This window comes from Streptomyces sp. OfavH-34-F (assembly GCF_022347745.1).
Classification (GTDB): domain Bacteria; phylum Actinomycetota; class Actinomycetes; order Streptomycetales; family Streptomycetaceae; genus Streptomyces.
The window spans coordinates 1-15,434 of the sequence record NZ_JAKRGC010000004.1 but is presented as its reverse complement, the minus strand read 5'-3'; the positions used below and the strand labels follow the sequence as shown (position 1 = coordinate 15,434).

Sequence of the window (15,434 nt, the reverse complement as noted above, 5' to 3'; positions counted from 1 at the left end):
CGGGTTCCCTAGGGGATCGATCAGGGGAGGACAAGGGCTTCCCAGGGCCCGGCGGCCACCCTTTCGCCTCTAGCATCGAAGCAGGAACTCACAGAGACGAGGTAAGGACGATGGCCGTGCGGGAGATATTCGCTGGGATGCCCTGGTGGGTGAAGTGGATCGCGGTGCCCGTGATCGCGATCGTCGTGTTCGGCGGTCTGATCGCCAGCCTGCTCGCGTTCGTGGTCGGTCTGCTGTTCAAGATCCTGATCTTCGTGATCCTGGTCGGCGGGCTCGTCTTCGTCGTACGGAAGTTCATGTCGTCGTCCTCGCGCAGCGGGTGGTGACCGTACGCCCGACGGGGGATTAGCCCAGGTGAGCTAAGGGAAAGGCGAATCGGCACTCGGGCGGAGAGCTGCCGTTACAGTGACAGTCCGCTGCCGCCACCTGGGAAAACGCCGTAAGTCACCACCCCGACCAGTGGTTTGTACGGAATCCGGCCTTCGGGCCCCCAGTTCCGCGGCAGACCCGTGGGGGCGGCCCCCACGGGCGGGCTGACCGCCCGTCACCACGCCTGGGGGTGACCGTTGACCGCGGCATCGAGTACGGCTGTTCCGACGCTCATCGGGTCGGTGCAGCGGGCGCTGAGGCTGCTGGAGGCTGTGGGTACCCACCGTGACGGGGCCCCGGCCAAACAGCTCGCGAGGGAAGCCGGGCTCCCCCTCCCCACCGCCTATCACCTGCTGCGCACCCTGACCCACGAGGGCTATCTGCGCCGGGAGAACGGCGTCTTCCTCTTCGGTGCCGCCGCCGAACGGCTGATGGGTGACGGCGCCCTGCAGAACCGCCGCAGCAGCCTGGCCCGGTCCCTGCACCGCTGGCGGGACATCGTCGAGGCCCCGGTGTACTGCGCCATCTACCGGGAGGGCGAGATCGAACTGCTCGCCGTCGCGGACAGCCCGGAGCGCCCGGCGGTCGACGAGTGGGCGGCCTTCCGTGAGACCGGGCACGCACATGCGCTCGGCCAGTGCCTGCTGAGCCGCCTCGACGAGAAGGCCCGCGAAGATCACCTGGACCGGTACCCGGTCCGCCCCCTGACCAGGTATTCCGTCCGTGACCGGGCGACGTTCCTGGCGCGGCTGCGCTCGCTGGAGCGTACGGAGCCGGTCATCGAGCGGCAGGAGTACGCGCTCGGCACGGTCTGTGCCGCCATCCCCCTCACGGCCGGATTCACCGCTGCCGCGATGGCCATTTCCGTACCCCTGCATGAGGAAGAACGGTTGCTCCCCGCAGTCGAACGGCTACGCGGTGAAGTGGGTAGCCTCTTGCGTTCGTTCGTGTTCTCTATCAGTATCTGAAAAATCACTCCTTGTGATCTGCTATCGCGTGCACCACGATGGCGTCAATAGGGCCATGGGGGATCATTCCTGGCCAGATTCATCTACTGCGGGGTTGAACGATGCGTGAGTCGGTTCAAGCTGAGGTCATGATGAGCTTCCTCGTCTCCGAGGAGCTCTCATTCCGTATCCCGGTGGAGCTCCGGTACGAAGTGTGCGATCCGTACGCGATCCGGATGACCTTCCATCTGCCCGGCGACGCCCCCGTCACCTGGGCCTTCGGCCGCGAGCTGCTGCTCGACGGCCTCAACAGCCCCAGCGGGGACGGCGATGTGCACATTGCGCCGACCGAGCCCGAGGGCCTGTCCGATGTCCACATCCGTTTGCAGGTGGGGGCCGACCGTGCGCTCTTCCGGGCGGGGACGGCACCGCTGGTCGCCTTTCTCGACCGTACGGACAAGCTCGTGCCGCTGGGGCAGGAGTGCACGCTGGGTGATTTCGACGGCAACCTCGAGGAGGCGCTGGGTCGCATCCTGACCGAAGAGCAGAACGCCGGCTGACAAGGAGCCTGCCCACGGATCATCCATGCCACTCGAACAGGACGCCTGCCGATCGGGTGAATCACCCTCCGTCGTCCGGTCAGGATCTCGCCCGCCGCCGTCGGCCCCGGCCGGCCCGTACGGGTGCCGAAGCCATGGCTTCCGCGCCGATCCCCGTGCGGTCCGCAGAGACGACCACCGCCGCGAGCGCGGTCGTCACCGGTACGGAGGCGACCAGCCCGATCGACCCGACGAGCGTCCGCACGATCTCCTCCGCCACCAGCTCGCTGTTGGCGACCGTTCCCATGCCGCTCTGTGCGACCGTGAACAGGAGCAGAAGGGGCAGCGCCGCGCCCGCATATGCGAGCACCAGGGTGTTGACGACGGAGGCGATGTGATCGCGTCCGATCCTGATCCCGGCCCGGTAGAGCTGCCGCGTACTCATGGTGGGGTTCGCCTGTCGCAGTTCCCAGACCGCCGAGGTCTGGGTGACCGTGACGTCGTCGAGCACGCCGAGCGAGCCGATGATGACACCGGCCAGCAGCAGGCCGCTCATGTCGATGTGCGGATACAGGCCGTGGATGATGCCGGTGCTGTCGTCGGTGTTCCCGCTCAGGCTCGCCCAGCCGATGAAGAGCGAGCCGAGCAGCCCGATCAGCATCAGTGACACCAGGGTGCCGATGACGGCGACGGAGGTGCGGGCGGTCGGCCCGTGGCAGATGTAGAGCGCGATCAGCATGATCGCGCCTGCCCCGACGACCGCCACCAGCAACGGATTCGAGCCCTGCAGTATGGCCGGCAGGATGAACAGCGTCAGCACGGCGAACGACAGGGCGAGCGCCACCAGGGCCATGACTCCGCGCATCCTGCCCACGAGCACCACCGCGACGGCGAAGATGCCGGCGAGCAGCACCAGCGGGAACTTCCGGTTCACGTCCGTCACGGAGTACTGGAGGTCACGGGGCGCGTCGGGGGCGTACGCCACCACCACCTCCTGGCCCGCGCGCAGCTGCCGGGGCGCGTCCGGCTGGACCACCTCGGCGAACCGGCGTCCCTTGTCGGAACCGGTGGTGACCTCGACGGTGGCCTTTCCGCAGCGGCCGCGGCCGGTCGCCGGCCGTCCCTCGGGCGGGCCGGTGCCGGTGTCGACGGGAACCTGGGACGCGTTGACGTCCCCGCAGTCGATCCTGACGACACTCACCACCTTTCCCTGCTGGGTCTCCCGGTCGAAGCCGACCCCGGTCCGTTCGTGCGCCGGCGCACTGCCCGGCCACAGCGCCACGAGGCCGACGAGTACGGCGGCCGCGAAGGGGATCAGCACTGCGGCGATCACTTTGCGCAGACGGGTTGAGACCGGGGCGGCGGGGCCGTGGCTGTGCGTGTGGCCGTGCTGATGGCCCTGCGGTTCTGAGTCGCGATGAGGGGGCGTCACCGGCCGATCATCGCAAGAAGGAAGGGGCCCTCTGTTCAGCCCACCCGCCCGGAGGCTAGCGTGGTGGCACCTTTGCACACGCGGGAGCTCGGAGCACCGGGCTGAGAGGGCGCTGAAACCGTACGTCCGTACGTACGGGAAACGCTGCGCCGACCGCCGAACCTGTTACCGGGTAATGCCGGCGTAGGGAGTAGGTCTCATGACCACATCGGACACACGCACGCCTGCCTCCTCTCAGGGTGATGAGGCCGGGAAGTCCATCGGCTGGCACAAGGGATACCTCCAGGGGCCGCGCCCCGACATCCGGGTGCCGGTCCGCCAGGTGCACCTGACCAACGGCAAGGACGTGACGCTGTACGACACGTCCGGGCCGTACACCGACCCGGCGACCGCGACCGACGTCCGTCGCGGGCTCGCACCGCTCCGGGAGAACTGGATCATCGCCCGCAGCGACACCGAGGAGTACGCGGGCCGGCCGTCCCGTCCCGAGGACGACGGGCTCAAGCACACCTCGCCGCGCGGGGGGCTGCGCAATCTGGACGCCGTCTTCCCCGGCAGGCCCCGGCGGCCGCGGCGCAGCCGGGACGGCGCGCCCGTCACCCAGCTCGCGTACGCCCGCAGGGGTGAGATCACCCCGGAGATGGAGTACGTGGCGGTCCGGGAGAACGTGGCGGCGGAAGTGGTGCGCGAGGAGATCGCCGCCGGCCGCGCGGTGCTGCCCGCGAACGTCAACCACCCGGAGACCGAGCCGATGATCATCGGCAAGCGGTTCCTGGTGAAGGTCAACGCCAACATCGGCAACTCCGCGGTGACGTCCTCCATCGAGGAGGAGGTGGACAAGATGACGTGGGCGACCCGATGGGGTGCCGACACGGTCATGGACCTTTCCACCGGCCGCAACATCCACACCACCCGTGAGTGGGTTCTTCGCAATTCACCCGTACCGATCGGAACCGTCCCTCTCTACCAGGCCCTGGAGAAGGTCGACGGGCGGGCCGAGGAACTGACCTGGGAGATCTACAAGGACACCGTCATCGAGCAGGCGGAACAGGGCGTGGACTACATGACGGTGCACGCCGGCGTGCGCCTGCCGTACGTTCCGCTCACCGCGCGCCGGAAGACCGGCATCGTCTCCCGCGGCGGCTCGATCATGGCGGCCTGGTGCCTGGCGCACCACAAGGAGTCGTTCCTGTACGAGCACTTCGAGGAGCTCTGCGAGATCCTCTCCGCCTACGACGTGACGTACTCGCTGGGCGACGGGCTGCGGCCCGGTTCGATCGCGGACGCCAACGACGAGGCGCAGTTCGCCGAACTGCGCACGCTCGGCGAGCTGAACACGGTCGCCAAGCGGTTCGGGGTGCAGACCATGATCGAAGGTCCCGGCCATGTCCCGATGCACAAGATCAAGGAGAACATCGATCTCCAGCAGGAGATCTGCGAGGAGGCGCCGTTCTACACGCTCGGCCCGCTGACCACCGACATCGCGCCGGCGTACGACCACATCACCTCGGGCATCGGCGCCGCGATGATCGCCTGGTGGGGTACGGCGATGCTCTGCTACGTCACGCCCAAGGAGCACCTCGGGCTGCCGAACCGGGACGATGTGAAGACCGGTGTCATCACCTACAAGATCGCCGCGCACGCCGCCGACCTGGCCAAGGGCCACCCGGGGGCGCAGGAGTGGGACGACGCGCTCTCGGACGCCCGGTTCGAGTTCCGCTGGGAGGACCAGTTCAACCTGGCGCTCGACCCGGACACGGCGCGCGAGTTCCACGACGAGACCCTGCCGGCCGAACCCGCCAAGACGGCGCACTTCTGCTCGATGTGCGGGCCGAAGTTCTGCTCGATGAAGATCAGCCACAGCATCACCGAGCAGTTCGGCGGCCAGGACGGCGGTCGGGACGGCGCGGAGGCGACGGCCGAGGAGATCGCCGAGGGCATGCTCCGCAAGTCGCGTGAGTTCGCGGAGAGCGGCAACCGGGTCTATCTGCCGCTGGCCGACTGACCCGGTACGCGGTCGAGGCGTCCGGCCCCTCACCGGGCCGGACGCCTGCGCGCGCCGGACGCCCGCGGCAGGTGCGGGAGCGCGCCCGCCCTGCCGGCTCCCCGGCTCGTCAGTCCAGTTCGTGCTCCGGGCCGCCGAAGTCGGGGCTGGAGAAGTCCGGGCTGGTGTACGTGGGCCGGGGCGCGGCGGCCGGTCCCTCGGCCGGGCCCGCGAAGTCGGGTCTGCTGTAGCCGATCTTCGGGAGGCGCCCCGCCGCGCGGTGCGGGGCCGGGACCACGGTGCCGGTGGCGGGCTCGGCGAGCGCGTCGCGCAGGAAGGGCACGATGCCCCGTTCCAGCAGTGCCTGCCGCCAGGCTTCCTTCGCCAGTGCCACCTCGTCGGGCAGCGCCTCGGCGGTGTCACGGGCCGTCAGGGACGTGGAGCCGTTGCGCAGGGCGGCGAGGAGCAGTCCGATGGCGGCGACCAGGGTGGCGGCGGCGGTGACGGCGGCGAAGAACCAGCCGGCACCGACCATGGTCCTGGCGAACGCCGGTGGCGGTTCCAGCATTCTCAGGAGGTAGCCGGCCAGCAGGAATATGGCCGCCGCCGTAGCCGCCAGCATCGGCGTCAGAACGGTGAGGACCGCTCCTATGCCGGCGCCCGACTGCGGAAGGTCGTCCGGCTCGGTGCCCCGGCCGGGCGCGCGCAGTTCCTCGCGGACCTTCACATACCGCTCGTACTCGGCCGAGGCCGTGGCGGTGATCAGCGCGACGGCCGCCAGTGCCATGGTGCGCAACTGGGCGGCGTTGAGGCGTTCCCCGACGGCGGCCAGTTCAGGTCGTTCATGAGCGTGACGCAGTGCGTCGTCGAGGAGCCGTTCGTACTCGGGCCGGTCCTCGGTCAGCAGGTGCGGAGCGCTGTTCATGTGCATCCCCCGATGCTCCGTCGAGCCTGTCTGCCCGCTGGGGGCGGGCAGTTGGGCGGAAACGGAGGAGAGCCTGCTACTGGTAGGCCCGATGTTAGAGCGCGTACAGCACGGGGTGACAGAGGATTTGCGGAAATAGGCCCGCCACTCGGGGCGGTCCTGCCGGGACGTCCCTTCCCCGCTGAGCGTCAGTCATGCAGGGGAAGTCGGGCGACCAGCAGCTTTCCGGCCATGGTCACCCCGCCGTCCATGGCGATGGCCAGGCCGTCCGCGTAGACATGGGGGCCTTCGACCTGAGGACCGGCACCGTCCTCGCCGTCCTCGGAGCCCACCTCGCCGGTCAGGTACGGGATGGGGCTGTGCCCGTGGACGACGCGCCGGCCGCCGTACGCCGCCATCAGCTCCTGGACCGCACCGGCGCCGGACTCGTCACGGAACGCGAACCGCTTGGTGAGCTTGCGGAACAGGTCCCAGCACTCGTCGGCGTCGTTGCGCGTGAGAATGGCGTGCACCGTGTCGTTGACGTCCTCGATGGTGGAGCCGTAGTCGAGGTACGCCGTGGTGTCCGAGTGCAGCAGGAGGTGCTCGTCCTCCTGGACGATCGCGTCGAGGCGCGACATCCACTGGAGGTGGACGTCCTGGAGGCGTTCCATGTCCGTCTTCTGACCGCCGTTGAGCAGCCAGGCGGCCTGGAAGGTGGCGGTACCGGCGCCGGAGTTCACCGGGGTGTCGCCGAACCGTTTGGCGCCGATGAGCAGCAGCTCGTGGTTCCCCATCAGGGCCTTGCAGTAACCGCCCGCGGCCGCTGCCTCGGCGGAGAGCCGCATGACGAGGTCGATGACGCCGATGCCGTCCGGGCCCCGGTCGGTGAAGTCGCCGAGGAACCAGAGGCGGGCGTTGCCGGCGGCCCAGCGGCCCTCGGAGTCGATCAGGCCCTGCTCGGCGAGGGCGGCCAGCAGCTCGTCCAGGTAGCCGTGGACGTCGCCGACCACGTACAGCGGGCCGAGGCCGGGAGCGGCGGCGGGACGCGGCTCGGGCGCGGGCTGCGCCCGGGCCGTTTCGTCGACGCTGATGACGGGAAGGTCGCGCGCCGTGGGCGTGTACCCCTCAGGGGGCTCACCCTCGGGGAAAGCGCTTCCGGGATGCGGTGACGCGGGCGGCGCAGGGGACTGCGCATAGGGCGGTACGCGGAAGTCGCGCAACGTCGCCGTCCGCACCACGGGCTCCTGACCGGCCCCCTGTGTCATCGACCCCTCCACACCACCGTCGCGCCGCCGTACACCTGACGGGCCCTGCTGGTCGGGTTGGTCCGCGGTGTCGTGCGCCCATCATAGGAATGCGGATCGTGCTCTGGGACGCACCAGGGGTGGTGAATCCTTCCGCATGCCAGGTTCGTCGGTCGATTGGTCCCAATTGGGCTGATCAGTCCCCTGCCGGGGAACGCGGCGCACTGACCGTGGTGCGGGGCGGACGGCGTTGCGAGGACGTCCGGACGATCAGCTCCGTCGGTATCACCCGCTCGACCGGACCGTCGTGGTCGACGCCCTCGATCGCGTCGATGAGCAGTTGGACGACCGCCGTGCCGATCCGCCGCGGTTTCAGCGAGAGCGTCGTGATGGGCGGCTCGGTCGTGGCGTAGACGGTGGACTCGCTGCAGCAGACCAGCAGCAGGTCGTCGGGGACGCGCAGGCCGTAGCGGCGGGCGGCCGCCAGCAGGTCCGTGCCGTTGGGGTCGAAGAGCCCGTAGACGGCGTCGGGCCGGTCCGGGCGGGCCAGCAGCCGGTCGGCGGCCACCGCGCCGGCGCACGGGTCGTGCGCCGGGTAGGACTCGTACACCGGGTCCTGCCCCACGCGCTCGCACCAGTGCAGGTAGGCGGTGGTGGAGAGCCGCGTGTAGGTGTCGGTGGTGGTGCCGGTGAGCAGCCCGATGCGGCGGGCGCCCGCGGCGGCGAGATGGTCGAGGAGGTCGAGCACGGCCGCCCGGTGGTCGTTGTCCACCCAGGCGGTGACCGGGAGCGATCCGGCGGGGCGGCCGTCCGAGACGACGGGCAGTCCCTGGCGGACCAGCTCGGTGACGACCGGGTCCTGGTCGGAGGGATCGATGACGACGGTGCCGTCGAGTGCCACGTTCGACCACACGTCGTGGCGCGAGGTGGCGGGGAGGATGACGAGAGCGTAGCCGCGGGCGAGGGCCGCGGAGGTGGCCGCCCTCGCCATTTCCGCGAAGTACGCGAACTCGGTGAAGGTGAAAGGTTCATCCCCGTATGTCGTCACGGTCAGGCCGATGAGGCCCGACTTGCCGGTACGGAGCGTTCGGGCCGCTGCGGAAGGGCGGTAGCCCAGGCGCTCTGCGACCTCGCGGACATGGCGGCGGGTGGCGTCCGGGAGCCTGCCCTTGCCGTTGAGCGCGTCTGAGACGGTCGTGATGGAGACGCCGGCGGCGGCCGCCACGTCGCGGATCCCGGCACGTCCCTGCCTGCCGCCGCGCCGGGGGGTCTCCGTCCGGCTCACCTGGTGCTTCCCTGCTGCTGTCATGGCGTGCCGATAGTAGGGCGCCGCAGGGGGGTTGGCCCGGCCGCATATGCGGACGTTGACAGGCACGTTTCTGCATGATCATTTTGGGTCAATCGCCTTGCTTAGCAAGGACGTTGGGCTGCTTTACCGTCATGTGTCAAGCGTGTGACCGGATGGGCCTGGCGTCGGGGCGAGGTCTCGAAGAGGTCTCAACTCACCTCTTCGAGGGACGCGCGCCACGGAGTGAGCCACCGGCGCGCGCCATGACCGGGCGCGCTCCCCCTCATTCCGGGGTCCACCGGACGAATCCACTGTTCACCCGTTCGCAGGGGCGGCCAATCCTCATAAGGTGAGCAGTATTGATCTGTACGGATGGCCGAGGAGGTCCTGCGGTGAGCGAGACGAGTCCCAAGTTGCGTGCCGAGCTGGACGGCGTTCCCGCCTATGTGCCGGGCAAACCGGCGTCGGCGGACGGGCCGGCCGCGTTCAAGCTGTCCTCCAACGAGAACCCGTACCCGCCGCTGCCGGGAGTGATGGAGAGCGCGCTCGCCGCGGCGGCGAACTTCAACCGCTACCCGGACATGGCCTGCACGGGCCTGATGAACGAGCTGGCGGACCGTTTCGGTGTGCCCGTCTCGCACCTGGCCACCGGTACCGGTTCGGTGGGCGTGGCCCAGCAGCTGCTCCAGGCCACCTCCGGTCCGGGTGACGAGGTGATCTACGCCTGGCGCTCCTTCGAGGCGTACCCGATCATCACGCAGGTCAGCGGTGCGACCTCGGTGAAGGTGCCGCTGACGGACGGCGATGTGCACGACCTGGACGCGATGGCGGACGCGATCACGGACCGGACGCGGTTGATCTTCGTCTGCAACCCGAACAACCCGACCGGCACCGTCGTGCGCAGGGCCGAGCTGGAACGGTTCCTCGACCGGGTGCCGCGCGATGTGCTCGTGGTGCTGGACGAGGCGTACCGGGAGTTCATCCGCGACGCCGAGGTCCCGGACGGCATCGAGATCTACCGCGACCGCCCGAATGTGGCGGTGCTGCGGACCTTCTCCAAGGCGTACGGCCTGGCCGGGCTGCGGGTCGGCTTCGCGGTGGCGCACGAGCCGGTGGCGGCGGCGCTGCGCAAGACGGCGGTGCCGTTCGGCGTCAGCCAGCTCGCCCAGGACGCCGCGGTGGCTTCGCTGCGGGCCGAGGACGAGCTGCTCGGCCGGGTGGGGTCGCTGGTGTGCGAGCGGGACCGGGTGTCCGAGGCGCTGCTGGGACAGGGCTGGACGGTGCCCACGTCGCAGGCCAACTTCGTCTGGCTGCGGCTGGGCGAGCGCACGCTGGACTTCGCGGCCGCCTGTGAGAAGGCCGGCGTGGTGGTCCGGCCGTTCGCGGGCGAGGGCGTACGCGTCACCATCGGCGAGGACGAGGCGAACGACCTGTTCCTGAAGGTGGCGGAGGCGTACCGCAGGGAGCTGTAACCGGCGCCCGGAAGCCCGGGCCGGCCCCGTACCTCGCACGCGAGGTACGGGGCCTTTTCGTATGCCCGGTATGGGGCGGAAGGTGGCAAGGGGCCCCCGCGTGCGAGGCCCGAAAGGGTGTGCGCCATAATTGCTTGTGAATGTGAACGCGTTCACAAGCGTGTCCTGCTTCCTCCCGTGATCCGTTGGATTTCGCGGACAAATCGCCGGAGCTCCGGCGGTGACGTAAGGAGAAGTCGACGTGGAGCTAGCTCTGGCGCCGGAGACCCTGGCGCGATGGCAGTTCGGTACGACGACCGTCTACCACTTCCTCTTCGTTCCTCTGACGATCTCTCTCGCGGCGCTCACCGCCGGTCTGCAGACCGCCTGGGTTCGGACGAACAAGGAGAAGTACCTCCGGGCGACCAAGTTCTGGGGAAAGCTCTTCCTGATCAACATCGCCATGGGTGTCGTCACCGGCATCGTCCAGGAGTTCCAGTTCGGCATGAACTGGTCCGACTACTCGCGGTTCGTCGGTGACATCTTCGGGGCGCCCCTCGCCTTCGAGGCCCTGATCGCGTTCTTCTTCGAGTCCACCTTCATCGGGCTGTGGATCTTCGGCTGGGACAAGCTCCCCAAGAAGATCCACCTCGCCTGCATCTGGATGGTGTCCCTCGGCACCGTTCTCTCCGCCTACTTCATCCTGGCGGCCAACTCCTGGATGCAGCACCCGGTCGGCTACCGCATCAACGAGGAACGCGGGCGCGCCGAGCTCACGGACTTCTGGCAGGTGCTCACCCAGAACACCGCGCTCGCCCAGTTCTTCCACACCATCACCGCCGCCTTCCTGGTCGGCGGGGCGTTCATGGTGGGCATCGCGGCCTTCCACCTGGCCCGCAAGAAGCACATCCCGGTGATGCGGACCTCGCTGCGGCTCGGCCTGATCACCGTGGTGATCTCCGGCCTTCTCACGGCGGTCAGCGGTGACCAGCTCGGCAAGGTGATGTTCAAGCAGCAGCCGATGAAGATGGCGGCGGCCGAGGCCCTGTGGGACGGCCAGAACTCGGCACCCTTCTCGATCTTCGCCTACGGAGACGTGAGCAAGGGGCACAACTCCGTGGAGATCTCCATCCCCGGTGTCCTGTCCTTCCTCGCCGACGACGACTTCGATTCGTACGTCCCCGGCATCAACGACATCAACAAGGCGGAGCAGGAGCGCTTCGGACCCGGCGACTACCGGCCCAACATCCCCGTCGCCTTCTGGAGCTTCCGGTGGATGATCGGCTTCGGGATGGCCTCCTTCGGCCTCGGACTCCTGGGGCTGTGGCTCACCCGGAAGAAGTTCATGCTGCCCGAGGCGCTGCGCACGGGTGAGGACGAGGTGCCGCATCTGGTCCTCTTCAAGAGCAAGGCCCTCAGCCCGCGTCTCGCCCGGTGCTACTGGCTGGTCGCCCTGTGGACGCTGCTCTTCCCGCTGATCGCCAACTCCTGGGGCTGGATCTTCACCGAGATGGGCCGCCAGCCCTGGGTGGTGTACGGGGTGCTGCAGACCCGCGACGCGGTCTCCCCCGGCGTCTCGCAGGCCGAAGTGCTCACCTCGCTGATCGTCTTCTCCGTGCTGTACGCGGTGCTGGCCGTGATCGAGGTCAGGCTCCTCCTGAAGTACATCAAGGCCGGGCCGCCGGAGCTCACGGAGGACGACCTCAACCCGCCCACCCGGATCGGCGGCGACCACGCCGACGCCGACCGGCCCATGGCCTTCTCCTACTGAGAGCGGGAGCCGAGTAATGGAACTCCACGACGTCTGGTTCGTGCTCATCGCCGTCCTGTGGACCGGCTACTTTTTCCTGGAGGGGTTCGACTTCGGGATCGGCGTCCTCACCAAGCTGCTGGCCCGGAACCGCAAGGAACGCCGGGTACTGATCAACACCATCGGCCCGGTCTGGGACGGCAACGAGGTCTGGCTGCTCAGCGCCGGCGGAGCGACTTTCGCCGCGTTCCCCGAGTGGTACGCCACACTGTTCTCCGGGTTCTACCTGCCGCTGCTCGTCATCCTGCTCTGCCTGATCGTGCGGGGTGTGGCCTTCGAGTACCGCGCGAAGCGGCCGGAGGAGAAGTGGCAGACCAACTGGGAACACGCGATCTTCTGGGCCTCGCTGATACCCGCCGTGCTGTGGGGCGTGGCCTTCGGGAACATCGTGCGCGGCGTGAAGATCGACGCGCACATGGAGTACACGGGCAGCGTCCTGGACCTGCTCAACCCCTACGCGCTCCTCGGCGGACTGGTCACCCTCACCCTCTTCACCTTCCACGGCGCGGTGTTCGCCGGGCTGAAGACCGTGGGTGACATCCGGGCCCGCGCCCGTCTGCTGGCCCTGAAGCTGGGGGCCGTCACGGCGGTGGCCGCGCTCGCCTTCCTCATCTGGACCCAGCTCGACAACGGGGACGGCTGGAGCCTGGTCGCGATGATCGTCGCCGCGGCGGCCCTGGTCGGGGCGATCGCGATGATCGCGGCAGGCCGCGAGGGGTGGTCCTTCGCGCTCTCCGGAGTGGCCATCGCGGCGGCGGTCGCGATGCTGTTCCTGACGCTCTTCCCGAACGTCATGCCGTCCTCGCTGAACGACAGCTGGAGCCTCACGGTCACCAATGCCTCGTCCAGCCCGTACACGCTCAAGATCATGACCTGGTGCGCCGGGATCGCCACTCCGGTCGTCCTGCTCTACCAGGGGTGGACGTACTGGGTGTTCCGCAAGCGGATCGGCACCCAGCACATCGCCGAGGCGCACTGACGCCATGCACGTCCTGACCGCGCCGAGCCGCAGGGGATGTTTCACGTGAAACCGATCGACCCGCGTCTGCTTCGTCACGCCCGCGCCACGCGCCTGTTCATGGTGGCGGTGGTGGTTCTCGGTGCCGCCGGGGCGGCGCTGGTCATCGCCCAGGCGATGCTCGTCGCCGAGATCGTGGTGGGCGGTTTCCAGAAGGGACTCACGGCCGGAGAGCTGCGTACTCCCCTCCTGCTGCTCGGGGCGGTCGCGCTCGGGCGGGCCCTGGTCGCCTGGCTCACCGAGCTGGCCGCCCACCGCGCCGGCGCGTCGGTGAAGTCCGAACTGCGCGGGCGGCTGCTCGACCGGGCGGCCGAGCTGGGGCCGGACTGGCTGAGCGGGCAGCGCACCGGTTCGCTGGTGACGCTGGCCACGCGGGGGATCGACGCGCTCGACGACTACTTCGCGCGCTATCTGCCCCAGCTCGGGCTCGCGGTGGTCGTGCCGGTGGCGGTGCTCGCCAGGATCGTGACCGAGGACTGGGTGTCGGCGGCGATCATCGTCGTCACGCTGCCGCTCATTCCGCTTTTCATGATCCTGATCGGCTGGGCCACCCAGTCCCGCATGGATCGCCAGTGGCGGCTGCTCTCCCGGCTCTCCGGTCACTTCCTCGATGTGGTGGCCGGGCTCCCGACACTGAAGGTCTTCGGCAGGGCCAAGGCACAGGCCGAGTCCATCCGCAGGATCACCTCGGAGTACCGGCAGGCCACCCTGCGCACCCTGCGGATCGCCTTCCTGTCCTCCTTCGCCCTGGAACTCCTCGCCACGCTCTCGGTGGCTCTGGTCGCCGTCACCATCGGCATGCGGCTGGTGCACGGCGAACTCGACCTCTACACCGGTCTGCTGGTACTGATCCTCGCCCCCGAGGCCTATCTGCCCATCCGTCAGGTGGGAGCGCAGTTCCACGCCGCCGCCGAGGGGCTTTCGGCGGCCGAGGAGGTCTTCGCCGTCCTGGAGACGGAGCCCCGCGCGAGCGGTACGGGGGAGGTCCCCGGCTCGCTGCGCCTGGAGCTGGACAGGCTGACCGTCCGGCACGAGGGCCGCTCCGCGCCTTCACTCGCGCCCACCACGCTGACCGTCGAGCAAGGAGGGACGGTCGCCCTGGTCGGCCCCAGCGGAGTGGGCAAGACCACCCTGCTGAACGTGGTGCTGGGGTTCACCGCACCCGACGAGGGCAGGGTGCGGATCGGCGGCACCGACCTCGCCGAGGTGTCCCTCGAACGCTGGCGGGAGCACATCGCCTGGGTGCCGCAGCACCCGCACCTCTTCGCGGGCACCATCGCGGAGAACGTCAGGCTCGCCCGTCCGGCCGCCGACGACAGCGCGGTGACGGCGGCGCTGCGTGCGGCGGGGGCGTACGACTTCGTACGAGAACTCCCGGACGGCGACCGCACCCTGCTCGGTGAGGACGGCGCCGGGCTCTCCGCCGGTCAGCGCCAGCGGATCGCGCTCGCTCGCGCCTTCCTCGCGGACCGGCCCGTGCTGCTGCTCGACGAGCCGACCGCGAGCCTGGACGGCGAGACGGAAGCGGGCATCGTCGAGGCCGTACGGAGGCTGGCCGCAGGGCGGACCGTCCTGCTGGTGGTGCACCGGCCGGCGCTGCTGGCGGTGGCGGACCGCGTGGTGACCCTGACCGCCCCGGCGCCCGAGCCGGCACCGGCAGTTGCCCTCCGTCCCGTGGACGCGCCCGGCGCCCCCGCCGTCGAGCCGATGCCCACGTCTCAGGCGTACGCGGAGCCGGTGTCGGCTCCCGGCACACCGGGACGGGATACCGACCGACGCCATGTGCTCACGCGGGTCCGCGAAGCGGCGGGTGCCCGGCGCGGCCGGTTCGGGCTTGCCCTGCTGCTGGGGAGCCTTGCGCTGGGATCGGCGGTCGGGCTGATGGCGGTCTCCGGCTGGCTGATCTCCCGCGCCTCCGAACAACCCCCCGTCCTGTACCTGATGGTCGCGGTGACGGCGACCCGTGCCTTCGGGATCGGCCGGGCGGTCTTCCGCTACGCCGAGCGCCTCGTCTCGCACGACGCGGTCCTGCGCATGCTCGCCGAACTCCGCGTCGCCGTGTACCGCAGCCTGGAGCGCATCGCGCCGGGCGGACTGCGCGGTGCCCGGCGTGGGGACCTGCTCTCGCGGCTGGTGGCGGACGTGGACGCGCTCCAGGACTACTGGCTGCGCTGGCTGCTGCCCGTCGGCACCGCCGTCCTCGTGGGCGCCGCGACCGTGGGCTTCACCGGCTGGCTGCTCCCCGAGGCGGGCGTCGTCCTGGCCGTCGGGCTGCTCCTGGCGGGCGTCGGGGTTCCCCTGCTCAGCGGCGCCTGCGCCCGCCGGGCGGAACGGCTGCTGGCCCCCGCCCGCGCCGACCTGGCCACCCGGATCACCGATCTGCTGGGCGGCACGGCCGAGCTGACCGTGGCGGGTGCCTTGCCGGGACGCGCGGCCCGGACCCGC

12 protein-coding genes and 1 riboswitch are annotated in these 15,434 nt (G+C 69.7%); of the genes, 8 read left to right on the top strand and 4 right to left on the bottom strand.

Annotated features, from left to right (window positions below; translation table 11 throughout):
* The first annotated feature begins 116 nt into the window (after positions 1-116).
* The 3 genes from MHW47_RS01685 (at position 117) to MHW47_RS01675 (ending at position 1,876) form a co-directional block, all read left to right on the top strand.
* Entirely contained in the window at positions 117-326 is a 210-nt protein-coding gene (locus MHW47_RS01685; RefSeq protein WP_239220776.1) for a DUF5326 family protein, read from the top strand.
* A 240-nt stretch (positions 327-566) separates the two neighbouring features.
* Entirely contained in the window at positions 567-1,337 is a 771-nt protein-coding gene (locus tag MHW47_RS01680) for a helix-turn-helix domain-containing protein (protein ID WP_308381247.1), read from the top strand.
* 101 nt (positions 1,338-1,438) lie between these two features.
* On the top strand, positions 1,439-1,876 hold the full coding sequence (locus MHW47_RS01675) for an SsgA family sporulation/cell division regulator (protein ID WP_111329610.1): 438 nt from the start codon (positions 1,439-1,441) through the stop codon (positions 1,874-1,876).
* A 79-nt stretch (positions 1,877-1,955) separates the two neighbouring features.
* On the opposite strand, the gene MHW47_RS01670 is transcribed toward MHW47_RS01675, so the two are convergent.
* On the bottom strand, positions 1,956-3,287 hold the full coding sequence (locus MHW47_RS01670; protein WP_239220774.1) for a YibE/F family protein: 1,332 nt from the start codon (positions 3,285-3,287) through the stop codon (positions 1,956-1,958).
* A 70-nt stretch (positions 3,288-3,357) separates the two neighbouring features.
* A riboswitch (TPP riboswitch) is annotated at positions 3,358-3,494 on the top strand.
* On the opposite strand from MHW47_RS01670, the gene thiC reads away from it, so the two are divergent.
* Positions 3,487-5,292: a phosphomethylpyrimidine synthase ThiC gene (gene thiC, locus MHW47_RS01665; protein WP_239220773.1), complete on the top strand. Its 1,806-nt coding sequence runs from the start codon at positions 3,487-3,489 to the stop codon at positions 5,290-5,292. (Overlaps the previous riboswitch by 8 nt.)
* Before the next feature lie 109 nt (positions 5,293-5,401).
* Here thiC and MHW47_RS01660 read toward each other — a convergent pair whose 3' ends face one another.
* The 3 genes from MHW47_RS01660 to MHW47_RS01650 all read right to left on the bottom strand — a co-directional run bounded on the left by MHW47_RS01660 (position 5,402) and on the right by MHW47_RS01650 (position 8,731).
* Positions 5,402-6,202, bottom strand: a complete 801-nt coding sequence (locus tag MHW47_RS01660) for a hypothetical protein (protein ID WP_239220772.1) — start codon at positions 6,200-6,202, stop codon at positions 5,402-5,404.
* A gap of 182 nt (positions 6,203-6,384) precedes the next feature.
* A complete protein-coding gene (locus MHW47_RS01655; RefSeq protein WP_239220771.1) occupies positions 6,385-7,443 on the bottom strand; it encodes a metallophosphoesterase in 1,059 nt (352 codons plus the stop codon).
* Between the two features lie 175 nt (positions 7,444-7,618).
* Positions 7,619-8,731: a LacI family DNA-binding transcriptional regulator gene (locus MHW47_RS01650; RefSeq protein ID WP_111329600.1), complete on the bottom strand. Its 1,113-nt coding sequence runs from the start codon at positions 8,729-8,731 to the stop codon at positions 7,619-7,621.
* A 371-nt stretch (positions 8,732-9,102) separates the two neighbouring features.
* Here MHW47_RS01650 and hisC point away from each other — a divergent pair, with 371 nt between their 5' ends.
* The 4 genes from hisC to cydD all read left to right on the top strand — a co-directional run.
* Positions 9,103-10,182 (top strand): histidinol-phosphate transaminase, encoded by a 1,080-nt coding sequence (gene hisC / locus MHW47_RS01645; protein WP_239220770.1) that lies wholly within the window; start codon positions 9,103-9,105, stop codon positions 10,180-10,182.
* Between the two features lie 241 nt (positions 10,183-10,423).
* Entirely contained in the window at positions 10,424-11,932 is a 1,509-nt protein-coding gene (locus MHW47_RS01640; RefSeq protein ID WP_239220769.1) for a cytochrome ubiquinol oxidase subunit I, read from the top strand.
* A gap of 16 nt (positions 11,933-11,948) precedes the next feature.
* Entirely contained in the window at positions 11,949-12,950 is a 1,002-nt protein-coding gene (gene cydB / locus MHW47_RS01635; protein WP_239220768.1) for a cytochrome d ubiquinol oxidase subunit II, read from the top strand.
* A 45-nt stretch (positions 12,951-12,995) separates the two neighbouring features.
* On the top strand, positions 12,996-15,434 hold a 2,439-nt coding region (gene cydD / locus MHW47_RS01630), incomplete at its 3' end, for a thiol reductant ABC exporter subunit CydD (protein ID WP_239220767.1).